Source organism: Runella rosea (genome assembly GCF_003325355.1).
Classification (GTDB): domain Bacteria; phylum Bacteroidota; class Bacteroidia; order Cytophagales; family Spirosomataceae; genus Runella; species Runella rosea.
In genome coordinates this window covers 6,126,786-6,145,252 of sequence record NZ_CP030850.1, presented here as the reverse complement: position 1 = coordinate 6,145,252, position 18,467 = coordinate 6,126,786, and the positions used below count along the sequence as shown (strand labels likewise).

The following is an 18,467-nucleotide window of genomic DNA, read 5'->3' as shown; positions in this document are numbered from 1 at the left end:
CTTTTTAACCACTAAGGCACAAAAAGCTTTGCCGATGTTGGAAAAAAAACACCAACATCGGCATTTATCGTGTTACAAACAGAATAATGGAACAATTTTCACTCGTTTCGCCATAAATGGTTTCACTTTCACCCGAAAGAAACGCCTCCTTATCAAGGCTTACTACCAAAAATTTCAGCTAATTTTTTATCTAAATTTTCTCCCCGTATATTTTTCGCAAGGATTTTACCATCAGGCCCGATCAGGAAGTTTTGAGGAACAAATTGAACCGCATATTGTTTTACTATGTCGGCGTTCCATTGTTTTAACTCCGAAACATGAGTCCAGTCAAGCCGGTCTTTGTGGATGGCTTTTAGCCAAGCTTCTTTTCCGTTAGGTCTATCTAATGAAACGCCTAAAACGGTAAAATTTTGGTCCTTGTATTGATGAAAATTCTTGACAATGTTCGGATTTTCGGCCCGGCAGGGACCACACCAACTCGCCCAAAAATCGACCAATACATATTTTCCACGAAAGCTGCTCAGCGTCACCGCTTTCCCTGAAGTATCAGGTTGGGTAAAATCAGGAGCTAATGCACCCACCGAAGTAGCTTGAATAAGAGAAAGCTTTTTTGCGTACGCTTTGCCTGGTTTGCTGGTTTTAATGGTCTCTGACAGTGGACTGAACATCGGTTCTAATTCAGAAAAATCGGAAGCATATCCATCTGTGTATTGATCCAAAATATACAAACTCAGCATAGAAGTTGTATTCTCTCGAATAAACTGTGCTTTAATTTTTTCCTGCTTATCATAAACGACATCTTTCCGCTTCTCAAAAGCCTCGGTAAACTCTTTCACCTTTTTCTGTTCGGGCGTAGCTGCCTGATATTCCTTTTCTAACAAATCCAACTGATCAACTGTGGGCTTAAGCATCATTTTAAGCTTCTGATTGTCGATGTTCATGGGTGAGACCACCACCGCGTTTTCAATAGAGTCCGGACTCGTTACAGAAATAGTGCCAGGTTCTAAATAGAAACGGATAGATTTTTTACCATCAGACAGCCACGCATAATGCGGTTGATCAATGGTTCCTGTAACAATAAATCTCCCATTCTTTACTTGGGCAGAATCTGTATGTCCTTTATTTTCAAAAAAATACCTCACATAAATTATGACTGTAGGGTCAACATTCCTTAATTTTCCTTCCACTTTATATACGCTGCTCTGGGCCCCAAGGAATGTTGGAATCAGGAGAATGGGAATTAGTAAAAAAGGCTTCATGGGTGTTGTATTTATTGGTTATATACTTACAAATATAATAATAACCTAACTATTACAGGGTAGTGACAAGATGAATAAAAAAGGGTGCGCGTACTGGTTTAACTATGGTTCGTGAGATTTGCCGAAGTTGGCTTTTCTTTACCAACATACTTGTTTTACCCTACCTGATTAATTGGCACTTACCCTGTTACAAACAGGCTTGCTATTTTGCGTTCGCAGTCACCCCCAAAATCTACTTTTTCAACGCCTTCATCAGCAACTTAGCAATCACTTCGTAGCCCTCGTCGGAGGGGTGTAGGCCGTCGTAGGTCATGGCAATGGACTCGACGGGGTAAGGATACTCGTCGGTTTCGGGGTTGAAAGGAACGTCAATAAAATCGGGATAAGCGTAGTTTTTGTACGCGCCCGTTTGCGGGTCTTTCAGCCGTTTGTACTTTACCAACTTCTTCACGTTTAAGCGTTTAGTATTGTACAAATCAATCACTTTCAGTTTTTCATGCTTCCCAATCGCGTTAATAGCATCGGCAAACTGCCCGAGCGTTTGCCCCTTTTTCTCTTTGTAAGAACCGTACGCATTGTTTTTCATATTGGCAATGTACACAAAATCGGCCCGTTGCATGGGCGTCATCAAGATGATTTTGGCGTCAGGGTTTAGACTGCGTAATTTATCAATGATGATGCGAAACGAACCATAGAGCGTCTGGTAGCCAGCGTTGTTTTCATAATCGGCAAAAGTGCCCAACGGACGCCCGCCCCACCAGTCGTTGGTGCCAAGAAAAACGGTATAAACATCCGCTTTTGTCAGGTTGAGCGTTTCTATTTTCTCCGCGATTCGGCCAGCCGTCCAGCCGTTATAACCTTTGTTAATGTATTCAATGTGAGGCAGTTTCTCCACCACCCGCGTCATGTATCCTTTCGTAATTCGGTTCCCAGTTTCGTTTTGGTGTTCGTTTAGGTAGGTGATGGAATCGCCGATGGCCACCCACGTGATTTTTTCGGTAGAGAATGAACTAAACAGTCCCACGAGGACAAGCAACGCAATGATTTTTTTCATGCCTAAAGTTAAATTGGGTGTATACTTTCTCCCAAAAGCCTTCAAGCGCGTTTTTATCCTTGTTTTTTTGGCAGGGAGGTACTGGCAAAACGACGCAACTTTTGCTTTTTTCTTCTGCCAAATAGCCCTTGCCGCTGAATACGTCGTATTATAAACATTAGTTATCCACACCAACAAATTACCACTTGAACAAAAGATTCCAATTAATTCAACACCAATATTCCCGTTTTATGAAGTGTCACTTTCTCCTTTTGGGCGCGCTATTTTGCTCGTCCCTGACGTTTGCTCAAAAACCTAAGCAACCCGTGCACAAAGACATTCCTTTTGTGCAGGATTACAGCATCAAATACTATTTCAAAGACGCCGCCGAACCGCTCAAAGCCTATACCGACCTTAACGGGGCCATTAAAGTCAGCACCAAATCGGGCCTGTACCAACTGTATGCTGGGCAATTTTTGTACCCGGGCACGTTGGAAAAAGACGTTTCATACCGCCCCATCGCCGATAAGAAAATCGCTAATTTGGGTTTGTACCAACATCAATTTGTGATGATTGACGACAAAGCCGTGTTGAGCAACGCATGGGCGGGCAAACTATTCGCAAAACATTCATTGTCAGATGCATATCTGTTGACTGGAGGTAAAGATTTTGGTTTTTTGATTTCCAACGGTTCGCAATTGGAATACCTTCCCAAAGAAGGAACGTCGTGGAAAGAGAGCATCAGCAACGGTAAGGTACTAGATTTGAAATACGATGCCAGCGGCGATTTGTTTTACGCACTTTCCGAAAACGCCGTTTATTCGGTTTCGGGCAAAGACAAAAAACTGCAAAAAATCTATACCGCCAACGACCTCACTTGCTTTGAGTTATTTTCGGGTAAAATCGTGGTCGGCACCAAAAACGGCTACCTCGAATTGGACAAAACGGGCAAGGTAGTCACGCCGCTTCAGCAAAAACTGCCTTGGACGGAGCTGACCTGTATTTCGTTCATTGACAATCAGTTGTGGTTTGGCTCTACTTCGGGGGCGTTTATGCGCAAGCCCGACGGCAAGTTTAATTACTACGCCTCCGAGCGCTGGATTCCGTCTGACAAGGTCGTTCATATCTCCCAAGGCGACGAAAATTCGGTGTTAATTCTGACCGATAAGGGTGTCGGAAAAATCGTTTTTACGAAAATGACCTTGCAGGAAAAAGCCGAACTTTACGATAAACAGGTGCGCACTCGCCACATTCGCAACGGCTTCAATGGTACGCTCGGTCACATGAAAAACGGTAATTTAAGCACAGGCCGATTGCAGGATTCCGACAACGACGGCCTGTGGACTTCCATGTATTTGGGTGGAGAAATCTTCCGCTACGCGGCCACCAAAGACCCCAAAGCACTCCAAAACTGCCGCGAATCGCTGGATGCGATGGAGCGACTTTACACCATCAACGGCGTGCCAGGTTTTCCGTCGCGGTCGTTTGAGCGCACTGGCTATAAATACGAAGACAAACCCTGGCGGCGCACCTCCGACCCCGAATGGGATTGGAAATCCACCACGAGCAGCGACGAGGTCATCGGGCACATTTTCGCCTTTGGCGCCATGGCCGAATTGATTGAGGACAAAGACCTCAAATCGCGCTCTATTGCACTCATTGATACACTGATGAGTCATATTATCAAAAATGACATGTACTTGGTGGACTGGGACGGCAAGCCTACGTTGTGGGGAAAATGGCATCCCGACTACGTCAATTCGTTTCCAATTAACGTTGGCGACCGCAAATTGAACTCTTCCAATATCGTAGCCATGCTGCAAACCGCCTATCATTTCACCAAAAAAGAGAAATACAAAACCAAGGCGTTTGAGTTGATGAAAAAACACGGGTACTACGAAAACCTGATGCGTCCCATGAAAATCATCGGTCAGGCGCCCGGCAATGCCAGTGATTGGAGCAAGATGCTTTCCGGCGATTGGAACCACTCCGACGACGAGATGTATTACATGGGCTATTGGGGTTTGTATCGTTATGCTTTTAATGACACGCTCAAGGCAAATTACAAAAAAGCCATCGTAGACCATTGGCAGTATGAGCGCCCCGAAAAAGACGGACTTTGGAACATTCTGACGGCCATCACAGGCATTCAGGACTTTGATCTGGAAGAATCTGTGTGGTTTTTGCAGGAATATCCGTTGGACATGATTGATTGGACGGTCAAAAACAGCCACCGCAAAGACATCGAAATGTTGCCGCCAAATTTTATCGAACAACTTACCAAAGAAGTGCTTCCGCCCGACGAAGTAGGGATGATTCGACACAACAACAGCCGTTTTCTTTTGGACCGAAACGGGCGCGGAAGTGTGGAATTAAGTGCTGGCGATACTTGGCTGCTGCCATATTGGGCAGGGCGGTATTTAGGCGTTATCAGCGGCCCGACAACGGTAACCAAAAAGTAGTTTAACGTCACCTGTTTATGACCTTTAGAAAGTATTTTTTAGGGTTTCTAAGTGCCGTAGTTTGGAGCAGCGTATCTGCTCAAACTACGGCCAATACCGCATACCCTGACCGACCATACCTGCAAGATTTTAGCGTAAAGCACTATCTACAAGATAGTTCAGTAAAACTTCATAAGGTCTTTACCGATAAAAACGGCAAAGTGCGGATTCTTTCATCGGCGGGAATTTTACAGCCCCACGGCGGACAATTTCAATACCCGGGCACGCTCCGCACCGACCGTTCGTACCTTCCGATGATTGAGAAGAAACTGGTGGATATGGCAGTGTATGAAAAACAGTTTGTGTATTTAGACGATAAAGCCGTGTTTAGCAACGCTTGGGCGGGAAATTTGTACGCAAAACATAACCTAACCAACCCCCAACTTTTTTGTGCAGGGCCTAATTTTACCTTTCTGGTGTCCGACGCTAAAAGCCTGAAAGTGATTCAGGATGCTAAAGTCATGGATGAAAAAAGACTTTCGGGCCAAGAAGCCTTAGACATCCGTTTTGATGCACCCAACAATCGCTTTTTAATTCTCAGCAATCAATCCATTGAAGCTTATTCGCTAGCGACCAAAGAACTAAAAACTGTTTTTCAGGGAAAAGATTTCACCTGCTTTGACGTCGCCAACAATAAAGTGTACGTCGGAACCCATAACGGCTATTTCGTGCTTCAAGCCGATTCTTTCAAACCTTTGGGCGAGATTCAGCGCCAGCTTCCCTGTGTCGACTTGACCGCCGTGGCTGTGGTGCATGGACAAGTCTGGTTTGGGTCCACCTTGGGTGCGTTCATGCTACGTTCTGAGGGAGGATTTAACTATTATTTTGGTGAACGATGGATTCCTGACAACCGCGTTGTGCATATTTCGGCGGGTGAAGACAAAAACGTAAACATCTTGACCCCCAAAGGATTGGGCGAAATACATTTTCAACCCATGACACTATACGACAAGGCCCTCGTGTACGAAAAACAGGTACGTCAACGACACATACGGTACGGATTTAACTGCGACGTTTCGACCCTTAAACACGGCGATTTATCCACCTTCGAAATGGGCCAGCGAGACAGCGATAATCTCTGGACGTCGATGTACTTGGTCAGTCAGTTGTTTCGTTACAAAGTCACGGGCGACAAAGAAGCACTCGACAATTGCCTCGAATCCTTCGAAGCCATGCAGCGTCTTTTCAGCATCACGGGCATGAAAGGTTATTTTGCGCGGGGGTTTGAGCGTAGAGGTTTCTTCAAATTCAAGCCAGAACGTTGGGACGGCGGAATGACCAACGGTTGGGTAAAATCTTCGAATGATGAGTGGGATTGGCGCGGCACCACGAGCAGTGACCAAACCGTAGGGCAGATGTTTGCACTGACGCTTTTGGCCCAAACCATGGAGGGCGAAGTGAAACAAAAAGCCGTGACAATGATGGACCAACTCATGACCAACATCATCGAAAACGACTGGTATCTGATTGATTTTGACGGAAGACCTACCCTTTGGGGAAAATGGAACCCCGAATACGTGAACGGTTTTCCGAAAAACGTGGGCGACCGAAAACTGTACGCTTCCAACATCATCGGCTTTTTGCAAACGGCGTATCATTTCACCAAAAAAGAAATCTACAAACAGAAAGCCTACGAGCTAATGAACAAACATGGCTACTTGGAAAACCTGCTGCGTCCCATGAAAGAACTCGGACAGGTGACCGAAGCCGATGGAAAACTGGCCGCCGAGCTTTCGGAAGAATGGAACCACTCCGACGACGAAATGTATTTTTTGGCTTACTGGTGTCTGTACCCTTACGCCTTCACGCCCGAATTGAAGAAGCAATATGCCGCCGCCATCAAAGAACATTGGGACCTAGAACGTCCCGAAAAAAATGGCTTATGGAACCTCTGCTACGCCATGACGGGAGCCAAGGAATTTGACAAAGCCGAAACCATCTGGTTTTTGAAAGAATTTCCGCTAGATATGATTGAATGGCAGGTCATAAACAGCCACCGTAAAGACATTGAGCCGATTCCTGCTAATTTTCGCGGTCAAACCATTAAACAGGTTTTGCCTCCCGACGAACGTCCAGAACTAAAACACAATCGAAATCTCTTCAAACTCGATCGTAGCGCCAACGGGCAAAGTGAGTTGAGCGCAGGCGATTCGTTTTTGCTGCCTTACTGGATGGGACGTTATTTGAAAGTAATCAGTGCGCCAACTCGTTGATTTAAATACCAATGATAATTCAATCAATTTATCAATGCCTACAGACTTGCCAAGTTTCCCGATCTTGGAAAGTCTCCGCTTTACTCCTCTCCCTTGCTATGTATTCCTGCAATGATTCCACTTATTTAGCTGAAAAACAGCTCACCCATGACCTGAGTTACAACCACGACTTAGACAACAACGACAACTTTTCGCCCGACAACCAATGGCTTGTTTACGACACACGCACCGAAGAAGGCGGCATAGCGGCGTCGGCTAAAATTGAAAAAGTCAACGTCGAAACGGGCGAAAAGAAAGTGTTATATGCACTTCCCAACAACGCAGAATGGGGCCCCGGCGCGGGGGCGGTGAGTTATTCGCCCGTCGATAATTCCGTTGTATTTATTCACGGATTGATGAGTGTGACCCAAGAAAACCCCTACCAACAATGGCGGCGTACGGGTGTCATTATTAACGATTCTGCTCCCAATGTGCCCGTGTTTATGGATGCCCGCGATATTACACCACCTTATACCATAGGCGCCTTGCGCGGCGGCACCCACCGCCACGAGTGGAGCGGCGACGGGCAGTGGATTGGTTATACCTATAACGATGCTGTTTTGAAGGCATTGGAAGACAAAACAGGCGAAAAACACAACCTCCGTACCATCGGCGTTTCCAAAAGAAACATGCCCGTAAAATTGGAGAAAGACGCGCAAGGAGACAATGTTTCGGGCGAGTGGTTCAGTGCGTTGGTGGTTAGAGTAACGCCCACCCCCAAACCCGGCTCGGACGAAATCAGCCACGCCGCAGGCGATAGTTGGGTCGGAACAAAAGGTTATTTAAAACCCGACGGAACGCGCCAAATCGCACGGGCGTTTATCGGAAAAGTGAAAGACAAAAACGGCAAAGAAGTAGATGAAGTATTTGTCGTAGACATTCCGAATGACATTACGATTCCTGGTGAATTTGGGCCTTTGGAAGGCACCGATACGACTTTTCCGATGCCGCCCAAAGGCACCGTTCAGCGCCGACTTACTTTTACCGCCGATACGCCGCAGGCGGGTTGTACGGGCATTGTTCGGTCGTCGGCCGATGGAAGTATGTTGGCTTTTTTAGCAAAAGATGCGCAGGGAATTCAGCAAATTTTCACCGTTTCGCCCCAAGGAGGGCCGCCTGTTCAAGTCACTTTTCATGATAAAAATGTGGAAGGCAGCGTGCGTTGGCACCCCAACGGCAAACAGATTAGCTACGTTTGGGAAGGCAGCATTGTGGTGTGTAAAATCGGCAACGAGCCTTTCAAAAATCGGTTTCAGGCATTGACAAAACCGACAAATCCATCGCCCTCCAACCTCGTTTGGTCGCACGATGGTGCCATCCTTGCTTTCAATAGAATCATTGAAGACGCAAAAACAGGCAAATCCAAGCAAATTTTCGTTATTAAGCCGTCAAATGTTGGAAATTAGAGGCAACTTTCGGGGCTGTTTATTCGTTTAGTTTAAGATTATAAACCAACGTTTATTGCCCAATATCGCATGAAATCTACCCAAAAACGCTTTTACGCACTCTTCCTTGTCGTCGTTGTGTTGGTCAGTGGTTGTAACAGAAACGCCAGTGACCTCATCCCTGAAGACCAATATTTGGTCAGCAGTACCCTTATCGGTGAATTTACCAAGGAACAACTGGCCCAACGTATCACTTCTGGTGACCCCAGCTTGTCGGGCATAGCCCCTTTCCTTCAGAATGGCATCAAGGTCTACAAACTGGTTTACAAAACGAAAAACACCGACGGTAAAGAAATTCAGGCCTCGGGGGCGTTTTTGTTTCCCGTAAAATCAGGAGCAACGCCCATGATTAGCGTCCAACATGGCACCATTCGCAACGACCAAGAAGCTCCCTCTTACTTTGCCACCAATAGCGAAGCCAACATTGCTGGTTCTCTGTTTGCCGCTTTGGGATATATTATTGCATATCCCGATTACATCGGATTTGGTGCCTCCAATAACGTTCCGCACCCGTACGAGCACCGCGAAAGTCTCGCCTCTGCATCTTTGGATATGATACGCGCCTCCAAGGAATTCATCCGTCAGCAGAGTATTGCTTGGGATGAGCGCCTGTACATTGCGGGCTATTCGGCAGGTGGATACGCCACCATGTCGTTGCAAAAGAAAATTGAAGAAGAAACGGGCACTGAGTTCAACCTACGAGCCTCCAGTTGCGGCGCGGGTGCTTATGACAAAACCGCCTTTATGAAGTATTTAATCAGTACAAAAACGGGCGGCACTGTCAATTACAACCAACTTTATGTATGGGTTACCCTGACTTACGACCGTATTTATAACCTAAATCGGCCTTTGACTCAATACTTTAAGGAGCCGTGGGCTGGCTTGATCCAAAAAGATAAAGAGAAAGCAAATGTAAACGTTAGTTTCAACACCATTTTTACGGATGCTTTTGCCAAAGGAATTGCGGACGGGACCGATACTGGATTTCTGAACGCTGTCAAAGACAACGACGTGTATGATTGGAAGCCCAAAACGCCCACCCGTCTCTATCACGGAGATGCCGACCAATTGGTGTTTTATTTTAACTCCGTCAACGCTCTCAATGCCATGAAAGCGCGGGGTGCCACCAACGTATCCCTTATCACCCTCAAAGGCAAAGACCACGCCACGGCCGTTCAGGATTTCCTTTTGGGTACGTATGAGTTTTTCTCCTCAACCCAATAAAAAACGTACAAAAAAGACGCAGAGGAGCAAAGCATTAAACTTTGTCACTCTGCGTCTTTGCGTGAGCCAATTTTTACAAATACTACTTCATCTGCGCCTTAAACTCTTCTAAAATCTTCTCCTTCATCGTTATTTTACGACGCTGAATGTTGATTTTACCCATCATCTGGCGTTCAGCTTCGGGGTCGGGCGGCATGTTTTGTGCGCTGGCAATAGTCACTTCCAAATCCGCTTTTTCGCGTTTGATGAGCCATTCCATTTCACGCGTTTTGATATTGAGCTGATCTTCAGGCGAGCGAATCTCAAACGCGGGGTATTTGCGCGAGATAACCCGGGCGAGGTAGCTTAATTCGAATATTTTATCGCAGGCCGAACGGAAACGCTCCGCCACCATTTTATCGCCTACACGGGGTGGAAGTCGAATCTCCTTCCATTGGTTAAGCAACACTTTTGCGCGTTCGGAAGCCTGAATTATATCACTTGAGCGCGCCAATTGCTCCGCTTCGCGGCACATTTCACGCTGTTTGGTCACCAGAGGGTTTTCATAAGTCTGTACCACTATACCTTTGACGCGATTGTACTTGTCAACGATGCGTTGGTTAGACCGTTTGAATTGCTTGTACAGTTTTGCCGAGCGTTTTACAGGAATTTCGCCTACGTCTTTCCATTCGGCACGAATTTGCCGCAACTGACGACTGGCTTCTTCCACGTCATACATCCGTACCAGCATATCCGACTTGGCAATCAATTCGGTATAGCGTTCGATACGGTCGGCAATGGTACGATTTTGCTCCGAGAAGAAGTCACGACGTTGTTGAAAGAAGGTATCCAACAAGGTTTGGAAAGTCCCTTCAATTTCCTCCTGATATTCTTTATCAACGGGACCAGTACGTATCCATTTGGATTTGATTTCCTGAAGCAGGTCGGTAGCGCCCTGCCAATCATCCCCGATTACCGTTACAGCCCGGGTTTCATCCAACAAAGCACGTTTGATTTCGAGATTTTTCTCTTGGTTAATTTTGATTAAATCTTCGAGAACAGTTTCAAGTTTGTCCAAACGTTCTAGCAACGGGATAAAATCTCCCAGTCCGTCAAAACTGAGCAATTTTTTACGAAGTTGTACCAGTTTGGTCAGGTAAGAGCCCTTGTTTTGGGCTTCTTCAACATCATTTTCGAGTTGTTCTACTTTTCCGGAAGCAATATTGAAGCGATTTTTGAAATAATCAATGGCTTCCTGTTCAGTTCGTTTTACTTCGCCGATTTGGCGATCCGGGTTACCTAAATACCCTTTTAAGAATACCTTGCCGTCTTTGACATAGCCGTATTCGTCCATTAAGGTGGCGTTTTCCATTGCAATCTTACTTTTTTATCTGCTTTAAAGGTTTTGGTGGGTGTAAAGTTAAACGTTCGGGCTTAAATGTAATCAGAAAAAACCCATTTACCTGCCTTGTTTAACAATTAACTCCTATTTTTAACGATATTTGCCTCCACAAAATAAGCAAAAAATGAGTAACGAAACTATTATTTTCTCAATGTCGGGGGTAAGTAAAATAATCCCCCCCAACCGACAGATTATTAAAAACATCTACTTATCCTTTTTCTACGGTGCCAAGATAGGCGTTTTGGGTTTAAATGGTGCGGGAAAATCCACTCTTCTCCGCATTATTGCGGGTGTAGACAAAAATTATACCGGAGAGGTAGTTTTCTCCCCAGGATATTCCGTCGGAATGCTCGACCAGGAGCCCCAATTTGACCCCACCAAAACCGTTCTGGAAGTAGTACAGGAAGGAACGCAAGAAGTGGTCGATTTATTGAAAGAATTTGATCAAATTAATGAAGCATTTGGAGACCCCGACGCCGATTTTGACAAACTGCTCGAACGCCAGGGAGAAGTTCAAGAAAAACTAGACACCCTCGACGCCTGGGATTTGGATAGCAAACTCGAACGCGCCATGGACGCCCTCCGTTGTCCGCCGCAGGATGCCCTCATTGCCAATCTCTCCGGCGGTGAAAAACGCCGCGTGGCTCTCTGCCGTTTGTTGCTCAAGAAACCCGACGTGCTTCTCCTCGACGAGCCTACCAACCACTTGGATGCCGAGTCGGTGTTATGGTTGGAAGAGCACCTACGTCAATACGAAGGAACGGTCATTGCCGTCACCCACGACCGCTATTTTCTGGACAATGTGGCTGGCTGGATTCTCGAACTAGACCGTGGTGAGGGAATTCCGTGGAAAGGGAATTATTCTTCTTGGTTGGAACAAAAACAAAATCGGTTAGCCAAGGAAGAAAAGCAGGAATCAAAACGCCAAAAATCCCTGCAACGCGAACTTGAATGGGTACGAATGGCTCCCAAAGCCCGTCAGACCAAATCTAAAGCCCGTTTGAGCGCCTACGAAAAGCTGCTCGACGAAGACGGCAAACAGAAGGAAGAAAGATTGGAACTTTATATACCTTCGGGACCTCGTCTGGGCAACAAAGTGATTGAAATGGAGGGCGTTTCGAAAGCCTATGGCGACAAATTATTGTTTGAAAATCTGACCTTTTCTCTGCCTCCCGCTGGGATTGTGGGTATCATCGGGCCAAACGGTGCGGGTAAATCCACCCTCTTTAAACTCATTACGGGTCAGGAAAAACCCGACAAAGGAACCATCACCATCGGCGATACGGTCCAAATCGCGTACGCCGACCAAGAGCACAATCAACTAGAAGCGGGAAAAACGGTGTTTCAGCAGATTTCGGAAGGCAATGAATGGATCATCTTGGGCGGCAAGCAGTCCAACGCCCGGGCGTACGTGAGCCGCTTTAACTTTTCGGGCAGCGATCAGGAAAAGAAAATTGGCAACCTCTCGGGGGGCGAGCGCAACCGTGTTCACCTAGCCATGATGCTCAAAGAAGGCGGAAACGTATTGCTGTTAGACGAACCAACCAACGATCTAGACATCAACACTTTACGCGCACTGGAAGAAGGTCTTGAAAATTTCGCGGGCTGTGCGGTCATCATCTCCCACGACCGTTGGTTCTTGGACCGACTTTGTACGCACATTCTGGCTTTTGAGGGCGACTCTCAAGTATATTGGTTTGAAGGAAACTTCTCTGATTACGAAGAAAACCGCCGCAAGCGTCTCGGCACCGACGCCACTCCAACGCGTATCAAATACAAAAAATTGATGGCCTAAAATGCCCCATTGATGTAGTAAGCGCTGACAAGATTCAAAGCTCTGTCAGCGCTTTTGTTTTTATTGTTTCGCCCCTTTCCACTTTTTCAATTCGCGCTTCGACATTTCTTGCGTCACAATGCTTTCTGGGAAATCAGACGTATAAAAAGCCCCCTGTTGAAGAACCACTCCCGCAGGATGGGTCGTGGTATAAAAAGTGGGAACTAAGTAGCTGAAGGAATGAGCTTCGGTAAAAGCCTTTGCTTTATCTAAATAGTAAACCGTAAATTGGGCAAGGGTATTTCCTTCAAAAGTATCGTCGGCCACAATACCAAGTGGCTGTCCTGCTTCCACTGATTGGCCCGGTTTCACCATGATTGTACCCATTTTGAAGCGATTGTAGCGTCCAAAAGTACCATCTTGATGAAAGATTTCGACAAAATTGGTATTGGTAGAAAACCAAACCTCTTCTGAGTGCGTCGCAAATTCGTTTTTAATCTCACTAACTACCCCGCGCCGCGCCGCAAAAACCGTATCTCCTTTTTGCATTTGAAAAGACATTCCATAAAAGTTAGTTACTTTCTTCCCACTCAACATTTCGACAATATTTTGGGTCTGATTTGCTCGGTGCGCTTCTTTTTTTGAAAAAGGGAATAAGTAAATAAAAGGTTTGGGCGGTTTGTTGAGCAAGCGACCTTTTAAGGTTTTGTAACCGAATTGAAAGGAAATTCCTTGGTTAGCCTGCGAAGGTTTAATAGTAAACAAGCTCCCGTTACCCGCCGAAACAGCACTTAAATAAGGCAATACACATGAGCAACTGCCTCCCTGCAAACTGGTAAACTCCACCTTAACGGAGTAGTCGCAGTAGTTGGGGTTCTTGTATTGGAACGTATACTCCTTCTTGGTCTCGTCTCTGGTGTAGGTTATTTCAATCGGATTTGATTGGCTAAAAGTCTGCGTGATTGACCAACTGCAAAAAAAAATCAGGATTAAAAGCGTCCGTTGCATAAGAATGAAGAGGGGTTGTTTAGGAGATACCTTGTTATGGTTATTTTGTCAGAAACGCGCACACCCGCTTCACGGTTTCATCCAAGGTTTTGTAGTCAATGCCCAGGACTTTTTTAATTTTCTGCCCGTCATAAACGAGTTTAGTTCTGGCCGTTTTGGCCGTTTCTTTGGTAATGAGCGGTTTGCTGCCCGTGAGCCACGAGCGCAGCGCTTCCACCCTCCAGATGGTCTCGGCCATGAAAAAAGATACCGTTTTTGAAGGCGGTTGCTTGCCAAAGGCCGTGGCTATTTTGGCAAATAACTCCCGATACGTCACGTGACCAGCGCTCAGGATGTAACGTTCATTCTTGATGTCAGAAAACAACAACTGCACAACCGCCTCGGCGACATCTTCCACGTCTACGTAGTTGATTAATCCTTCGGTGTAGTATTTTTTTTCGTCATATACGTATTTAAACAACTGCGTGCTGCTGCGTTGCCAATCGCCTTCCCCCAATACCATGCTTGGATTGACCACTACCGCCGCCAGTCCCTCCGCCACTCCCCGCCACACTTCCAGTTCGGCCAAATACTTACTTTTACCATAGTTTGAATTCAGCGGTGATTCTTCCCATTTTTGGTTTTCATCAATCACAGTGACTTCCCCAGGGGCAACCTTATTGGGGTCGGGTCTACCCAGTGCGGCCACTGAACTGACAAAGGCAAGTTTTTTGATTCCTTCTTCCAATGCCGCATTGACCACGTTGGCGGTTCCGTTTACATTAATATCGTACATTCGGGTACGGTCACGGGGAATAAAAGAAACAATTGCGGCGGTATGAATGGCATACGTCACTCCCGCCAAAGCTTCTTCGAGTGATATTACGTCCAACACATCCCCTTCAATCCATTCAATCTCCGACTGAATGTCTTTCACTAAACGCATATCACTGTCGGGGCGTTTTAACCCCCTGACACGATAGCCGTTTTTCAACAAACGACGAGCCACGGCACTGCCGATAAGGCCATTTGTTCCCGTTACAAATACAATCGGACTAGAATCAGTTAGGTGTTTCAAGTATCAAGCAGTTTGGTTATTTTTAGTAGCGCAAAGGTAAAGAATCTGGTTCCACATCAGCCTATCTTTCTCGTGATTGCTGACGGGTTTTGTAAGAATACGCAAAAACTGTCAGCTCCCATCTGTGAGACTGTCTACTATTTTAAGTAACTTTCCGCCCATTTTCAGAAAGAGAACAAAAGCAAGGTCTAAAAACATCGCGGTAATTTTAACAGTTTCGGCCGTTTCATTCGTTTTTACCTTTACACTCTAACCAATTAATTAACTGATTTTTTATAATGAACTTTTTTGCATCGTTGAAAGAGGCTTTGACTGAGGGGGTGATAAGTCAAATTGCAGCACAAAAACTAGAAAAACCCGAGAAGATACAAAAGATTTTTGATGCGTTGGGCGTCTCTCTTGTGGGTGGATTAATCAAACGGGTGACTACGGAATCCGGCATGAAGCTCGTGTACAACCAAGCGCAGAAAATTGAATTTGGCCCCGAAAATATCGAACGTATTTTAAAAAATGAGGCTGAATTTGAAAAGCTGAAAGCCGTTGGAGAAAAGGATTTAAATACGGTATTGCCTGGTCTCAAAAGTGCCATCAGCAGTATGGTGTCCAAATATGCTGGCACGCAAAATTCATTGGTTGCTTCGCTTTGCGGCGTAGCCATGCCCATCGTGATGTCGGTCATTAAACAAAAAATAGCCGAGAAAAAACTAGATGCGGAGTCGCTCGCCGCTTACATGGGCGACCAACGCGAAGAAATGCTCACCGTACTTCCTGATTTGAATGATAAGCTCATTGAAACAATGGGTATCCAGTACCTGCTGCAAAATTTTTCCGTTCCGCGTACCGAAGAATCAGGCGTGGTGTCCAGAGGGGCAGGCACCGAGAAAGGAAGCGCGTCTCAGCCTTTCTTGGTAGGAGTAGATATGCAACAACAAGCTGATTATCAACCTTATCTAAAATGGTTTGGCATCGGAGCTTTGGTGATTGGGGCCATTGCGGCGGGAATTTATTTCTGGAATCAGCGACAAGCCGCGTCGGAAGAAAGTACTTCTGAAACCGATTCTACCATGATTGAGGCAAGAACCATTCAGGAGCCGCCCGCGACCCAAGATTCGGTTGTTAAGGATACAACAACGGCCGTAGCCGCGGTTACTCCCCCTGCGGCAACCACGGCAAATCCCATGTCGGCTTACCTCGAAAATGCCACCGCACCCGCAGGAAAAGTGTTTAAGTTTGAAAATGTGGACTTTGAAAATAATACCACGCAATTGAAAGCAGAGGCCAATGCACCCATTGCAGCCTTGGCTGAATTGCTCAAAAAATACCCCAACGCGCAGGTAAAATTGGTAGGTTATGCCAACGATGCCCAACAGCCCGTGACCAACAAAGTGCTATCGGTCAAACGGGTTTTTGCCATCAAAGACATATTAATCAAATCAGGAATCAGTTACATCAGGATTGATGCCGAAGGGCGTGGGACAGGCGTAAGCAAAGATAGCGCGCCTGGTCAAAAACCATTGCGTGAGATTTATGTGCGTTTCGTGAAAAAATAATCGAATAAAAGCTCAAAAAAATGGAGAAGCGGTGTCCGCTTCTCCATTTTTGGCTTCTGGTAACTTCGTCTTTGCATTTATCCATTTTTTCTTTTCTCAAGGTAAGCTTCTATTTCCGCCAAGCTCAACGCGTTGAATGTCATCTCTTTGGTTAGGCCACCTTTTCTGGCTACGTTTACTCCGTAATGCATGTCAAAATAGCCTTCTTTTTGGTGCGCATCAGGATTGATACTGAGCATTACCCCTTTGTCCATGCAATACCTTATCCAACGCCAATCCAAATCCAAACGCCAAGGACTCGCGTTGATTTCAATGACCACTCCGTGGCGTGCACATGCCTCAATAATCACTTTATGGTCAATCGGATACCCTTCCCGAGCCAGCAACAGCCGTCCTGTGGGGTGGCCCAATATCGTAGTGTATGGATTTTCAATCGCCGCCAACAAACGTCCCGTTGCTTTTTCAAGGCTCATAGTGAGGTTACTGTGGACCGATGCCACCACGTAATCAAAGGTTTTCAGCACCTCCTCTGGGTAGTCCAACGAACCGTCACTGAGGATGTCAGACTCAATTCCTTTCAGGATTTTAAACGGTTTGGAGGCATTGGAAGACAACGTCTGATTCAGGCGGTCAATTTCTTCGTGCTGCAATTTGACCCGATCGACCCGGAGACCATTGGCATAACTTGCCGTTTGTGAGTGGTCTGCAATGCCCAGGTATTCAAATCCCAATTCTTGACAATACCGCGCCATCACTTCCAGGCTGTGCTTCCCGTCGGAATAGGTACTGTGGTTGTGTAAAATTCCCCGCAGGGCATCCCACGTAATCAGGTCTTCATTTGTATGTTTGGTCAGCCACTCAAATTCTCCCAAGCCTTCGCGCATTTCGGGTACTACGTACGGCAACCCTGCTTTTTGGTAAATAGCTTCGGCGGATTCTTCGCGGGAATTGCTGTAAGCTACTGCCAACAAAGAGGTTCCCAACGCCGTCGATTGCCTTAAATGCGCTTCGGTACTTTCTAAAATAAATCGTTCACTTTCAAACCTATCAGGTTGTACAAAAACAATTTCTACCTGAATTTCCAGCGTTTTTTTCTGCTCTACTTCTTCGCCCTGCGGTGGCAAGTCGGTAGTGGTACTGCGGTCAACAATCTTGCCCCGCCACGTAAAAGGGGAAGATATTTTTTCGTTTTGCAATAACCACCTTATTTCATTGATTTGACGTATAGCCGCCACAGGCGACTCCGTACCGACCAGCAGCTGAATTGTTTCAACCGTTTCATTTTTACGCGCTACCTCTCCCGTTATCACCACATTTGGAAAGTGTTTCTGAAGTTCCTCCCTGATTAACTCAGCCAAAATTGCGCCCTTGTCCATACGTACCTTGCCCATTTGGCTTTGTAAAAACGCCATCGAAGCCAGAATTTTCTGCTGGGTACTTTCGCCAAATCCTTTCAATTTTGCAATTTGACCAGTCTCACACGCTTCTTGTAAGCCCGCAATGGTGTCGATGCCCAATTGCCGCCAGATTGTCCCGATTTTTTTGGCACCAATTCCTTTTATTTTAAACATCTCGAGCACTCCTACGGGTGTTTGAGCCATGAGTTGTTCCAGCTCAGTCAAGCGTCCCGTTTGCACGATTTCCTGAATTTTGGCGGCCATACTTTTCCCCACACCCGGCAATTGGGTCAATGCTGCGGTCGACAATGTCGCCAATTCTTGGCCATTGAGCCGACTCAGGTTAAAAGCCGCCGACGAATAGGTGCGGATTTTAAAAGTATCTGCATCATGCAGTTCAAGCAATTTGGTCGTTAGTTCAAGGATTTCTACAATTTCGTCGTTAGACATAACTAAAAAAAGAATTAGGGATGGTTACTTATTTCGAGGGTTTTAATCAACAAAAATATTTGTAAATAAACGCAGATAAGCCAAGTAAAAGAAGATTCAACGGTCAAATAATACCAAAAAAACCTGCCCATCTACC

General features: G+C 45.9%; 12 protein-coding genes. 6 read left to right on the top strand and 6 right to left on the bottom strand.

Annotated features, from left to right (window positions below; translation table 11 throughout):
- Nucleotides 1-152: 152 nt before the first annotated feature.
- Both DR864_RS25250 and DR864_RS25245 read right to left on the bottom strand, forming a co-directional pair.
- Complete coding sequence (locus DR864_RS25250; protein WP_114069563.1) at nt 153-1,259, bottom strand: TlpA disulfide reductase family protein; 1,107 nt, start codon at nt 1,257-1,259, stop codon at nt 153-155.
- Between the two features lie 232 nt (nt 1,260-1,491).
- The gene (locus tag DR864_RS25245; RefSeq protein WP_114069562.1) at nt 1,492-2,313 is read right to left on the bottom strand and encodes an SGNH/GDSL hydrolase family protein; all 822 of its coding nucleotides are present in this window, start codon (nt 2,311-2,313) and stop codon (nt 1,492-1,494) included.
- Between the two features lie 230 nt (nt 2,314-2,543).
- Here DR864_RS25245 and DR864_RS25240 point away from each other — a divergent pair, with 230 nt between their 5' ends.
- The 4 genes from DR864_RS25240 to DR864_RS25225 all read left to right on the top strand — a co-directional run bounded on the left by DR864_RS25240 (nt 2,544) and on the right by DR864_RS25225 (nt 9,714).
- Nucleotides 2,544-4,754: a ligand-binding sensor domain-containing protein gene (locus tag DR864_RS25240; RefSeq protein WP_114069561.1), complete on the top strand. Its 2,211-nt coding sequence runs from the start codon at nt 2,544-2,546 to the stop codon at nt 4,752-4,754.
- 17 nt (nt 4,755-4,771) lie between these two features.
- Nucleotides 4,772-7,006: a hypothetical protein gene (locus DR864_RS25235; protein ID WP_114069560.1), complete on the top strand. Its 2,235-nt coding sequence runs from the start codon at nt 4,772-4,774 to the stop codon at nt 7,004-7,006.
- Nucleotides 7,007-7,104: 98 nt separating this feature from the next.
- Entirely contained in the window at nt 7,105-8,451 is a 1,347-nt protein-coding gene (locus DR864_RS25230) for a DUF3748 domain-containing protein (protein WP_229599473.1), read from the top strand.
- A 69-nt stretch (nt 8,452-8,520) separates the two neighbouring features.
- Nucleotides 8,521-9,714 carry an alpha/beta hydrolase family protein gene (locus tag DR864_RS25225; protein ID WP_114069558.1) on the top strand — a complete coding sequence of 398 codons (1,194 nt, stop codon included), beginning with the start codon at nt 8,521-8,523 and terminating at the stop codon, nt 9,712-9,714.
- An 82-nt stretch (nt 9,715-9,796) separates the two neighbouring features.
- Here the strand turns inward: DR864_RS25225 and DR864_RS25220 are convergent, their stop codons facing one another.
- Nucleotides 9,797-11,065, bottom strand: a complete 1,269-nt coding sequence (locus tag DR864_RS25220) for a DUF349 domain-containing protein (protein WP_114069557.1) — start codon at nt 11,063-11,065, stop codon at nt 9,797-9,799.
- A 154-nt stretch (nt 11,066-11,219) separates the two neighbouring features.
- Between DR864_RS25220 and ettA the strand changes: the two genes are divergently transcribed.
- Nucleotides 11,220-12,890: an energy-dependent translational throttle protein EttA gene (gene ettA, locus DR864_RS25215; protein ID WP_114069556.1), complete on the top strand. Its 1,671-nt coding sequence runs from the start codon at nt 11,220-11,222 to the stop codon at nt 12,888-12,890.
- A 60-nt stretch (nt 12,891-12,950) separates the two neighbouring features.
- On the opposite strand, the gene DR864_RS25210 is transcribed toward ettA, so the two are convergent.
- The gene (locus tag DR864_RS25210; protein ID WP_114069555.1) at nt 12,951-13,877 is read right to left on the bottom strand and encodes a M23 family metallopeptidase; all 927 of its coding nucleotides are present in this window, start codon (nt 13,875-13,877) and stop codon (nt 12,951-12,953) included.
- 40 nt (nt 13,878-13,917) lie between these two features.
- A complete protein-coding gene (locus tag DR864_RS25205; protein WP_114069554.1) occupies nt 13,918-14,934 on the bottom strand; it encodes an SDR family NAD(P)-dependent oxidoreductase in 1,017 nt (338 codons plus the stop codon).
- 278 nt (nt 14,935-15,212) lie between these two features.
- On the opposite strand from DR864_RS25205, the gene DR864_RS25200 reads away from it, so the two are divergent.
- Nucleotides 15,213-16,484, top strand: a complete 1,272-nt coding sequence (locus DR864_RS25200; RefSeq protein ID WP_114069553.1) for a DUF937 domain-containing protein — start codon at nt 15,213-15,215, stop codon at nt 16,482-16,484.
- A gap of 77 nt (nt 16,485-16,561) precedes the next feature.
- Here DR864_RS25200 and DR864_RS25195 read toward each other — a convergent pair whose 3' ends face one another.
- Nucleotides 16,562-18,331: a DNA polymerase/3'-5' exonuclease PolX gene (locus DR864_RS25195; RefSeq protein ID WP_114069552.1), complete on the bottom strand. Its 1,770-nt coding sequence runs from the start codon at nt 18,329-18,331 to the stop codon at nt 16,562-16,564.
- Nucleotides 18,332-18,467 lie beyond the last annotated feature (136 nt).

Coding starts and splice junctions, on each gene's coding strand:
- DR864_RS25220 (WP_114069557.1), bottom strand. CDS start 11,065: ATGGAAAACGCCACCTTAATGGACGAATACGGCTATGTCAAAGACGGC.
- DR864_RS25250 (WP_114069563.1), bottom strand. CDS start 1,259: ATGAAGCCTTTTTTACTAATTCCCATTCTCCTGATTCCAACATTCCTT.
- ettA (WP_114069556.1), top strand. CDS start 11,220: ATGAGTAACGAAACTATTATTTTCTCAATGTCGGGGGTAAGTAAAATA.
- DR864_RS25210 (WP_114069555.1), bottom strand. CDS start 13,877: ATGCAACGGACGCTTTTAATCCTGATTTTTTTTTGCAGTTGGTCAATC.
- DR864_RS25195 (WP_114069552.1), bottom strand. CDS start 18,331: ATGTCTAACGACGAAATTGTAGAAATCCTTGAACTAACGACCAAATTG.
- DR864_RS25235 (WP_114069560.1), top strand. CDS start 4,772: ATGACCTTTAGAAAGTATTTTTTAGGGTTTCTAAGTGCCGTAGTTTGG.
- DR864_RS25240 (WP_114069561.1), top strand. CDS start 2,544: ATGAAGTGTCACTTTCTCCTTTTGGGCGCGCTATTTTGCTCGTCCCTG.
- DR864_RS25225 (WP_114069558.1), top strand. CDS start 8,521: ATGAAATCTACCCAAAAACGCTTTTACGCACTCTTCCTTGTCGTCGTT.
- DR864_RS25245 (WP_114069562.1), bottom strand. CDS start 2,313: ATGAAAAAAATCATTGCGTTGCTTGTCCTCGTGGGACTGTTTAGTTCA.
- DR864_RS25200 (WP_114069553.1), top strand. CDS start 15,213: ATGAACTTTTTTGCATCGTTGAAAGAGGCTTTGACTGAGGGGGTGATA.
- DR864_RS25230 (WP_229599473.1), top strand. CDS start 7,105: ATGTATTCCTGCAATGATTCCACTTATTTAGCTGAAAAACAGCTCACC.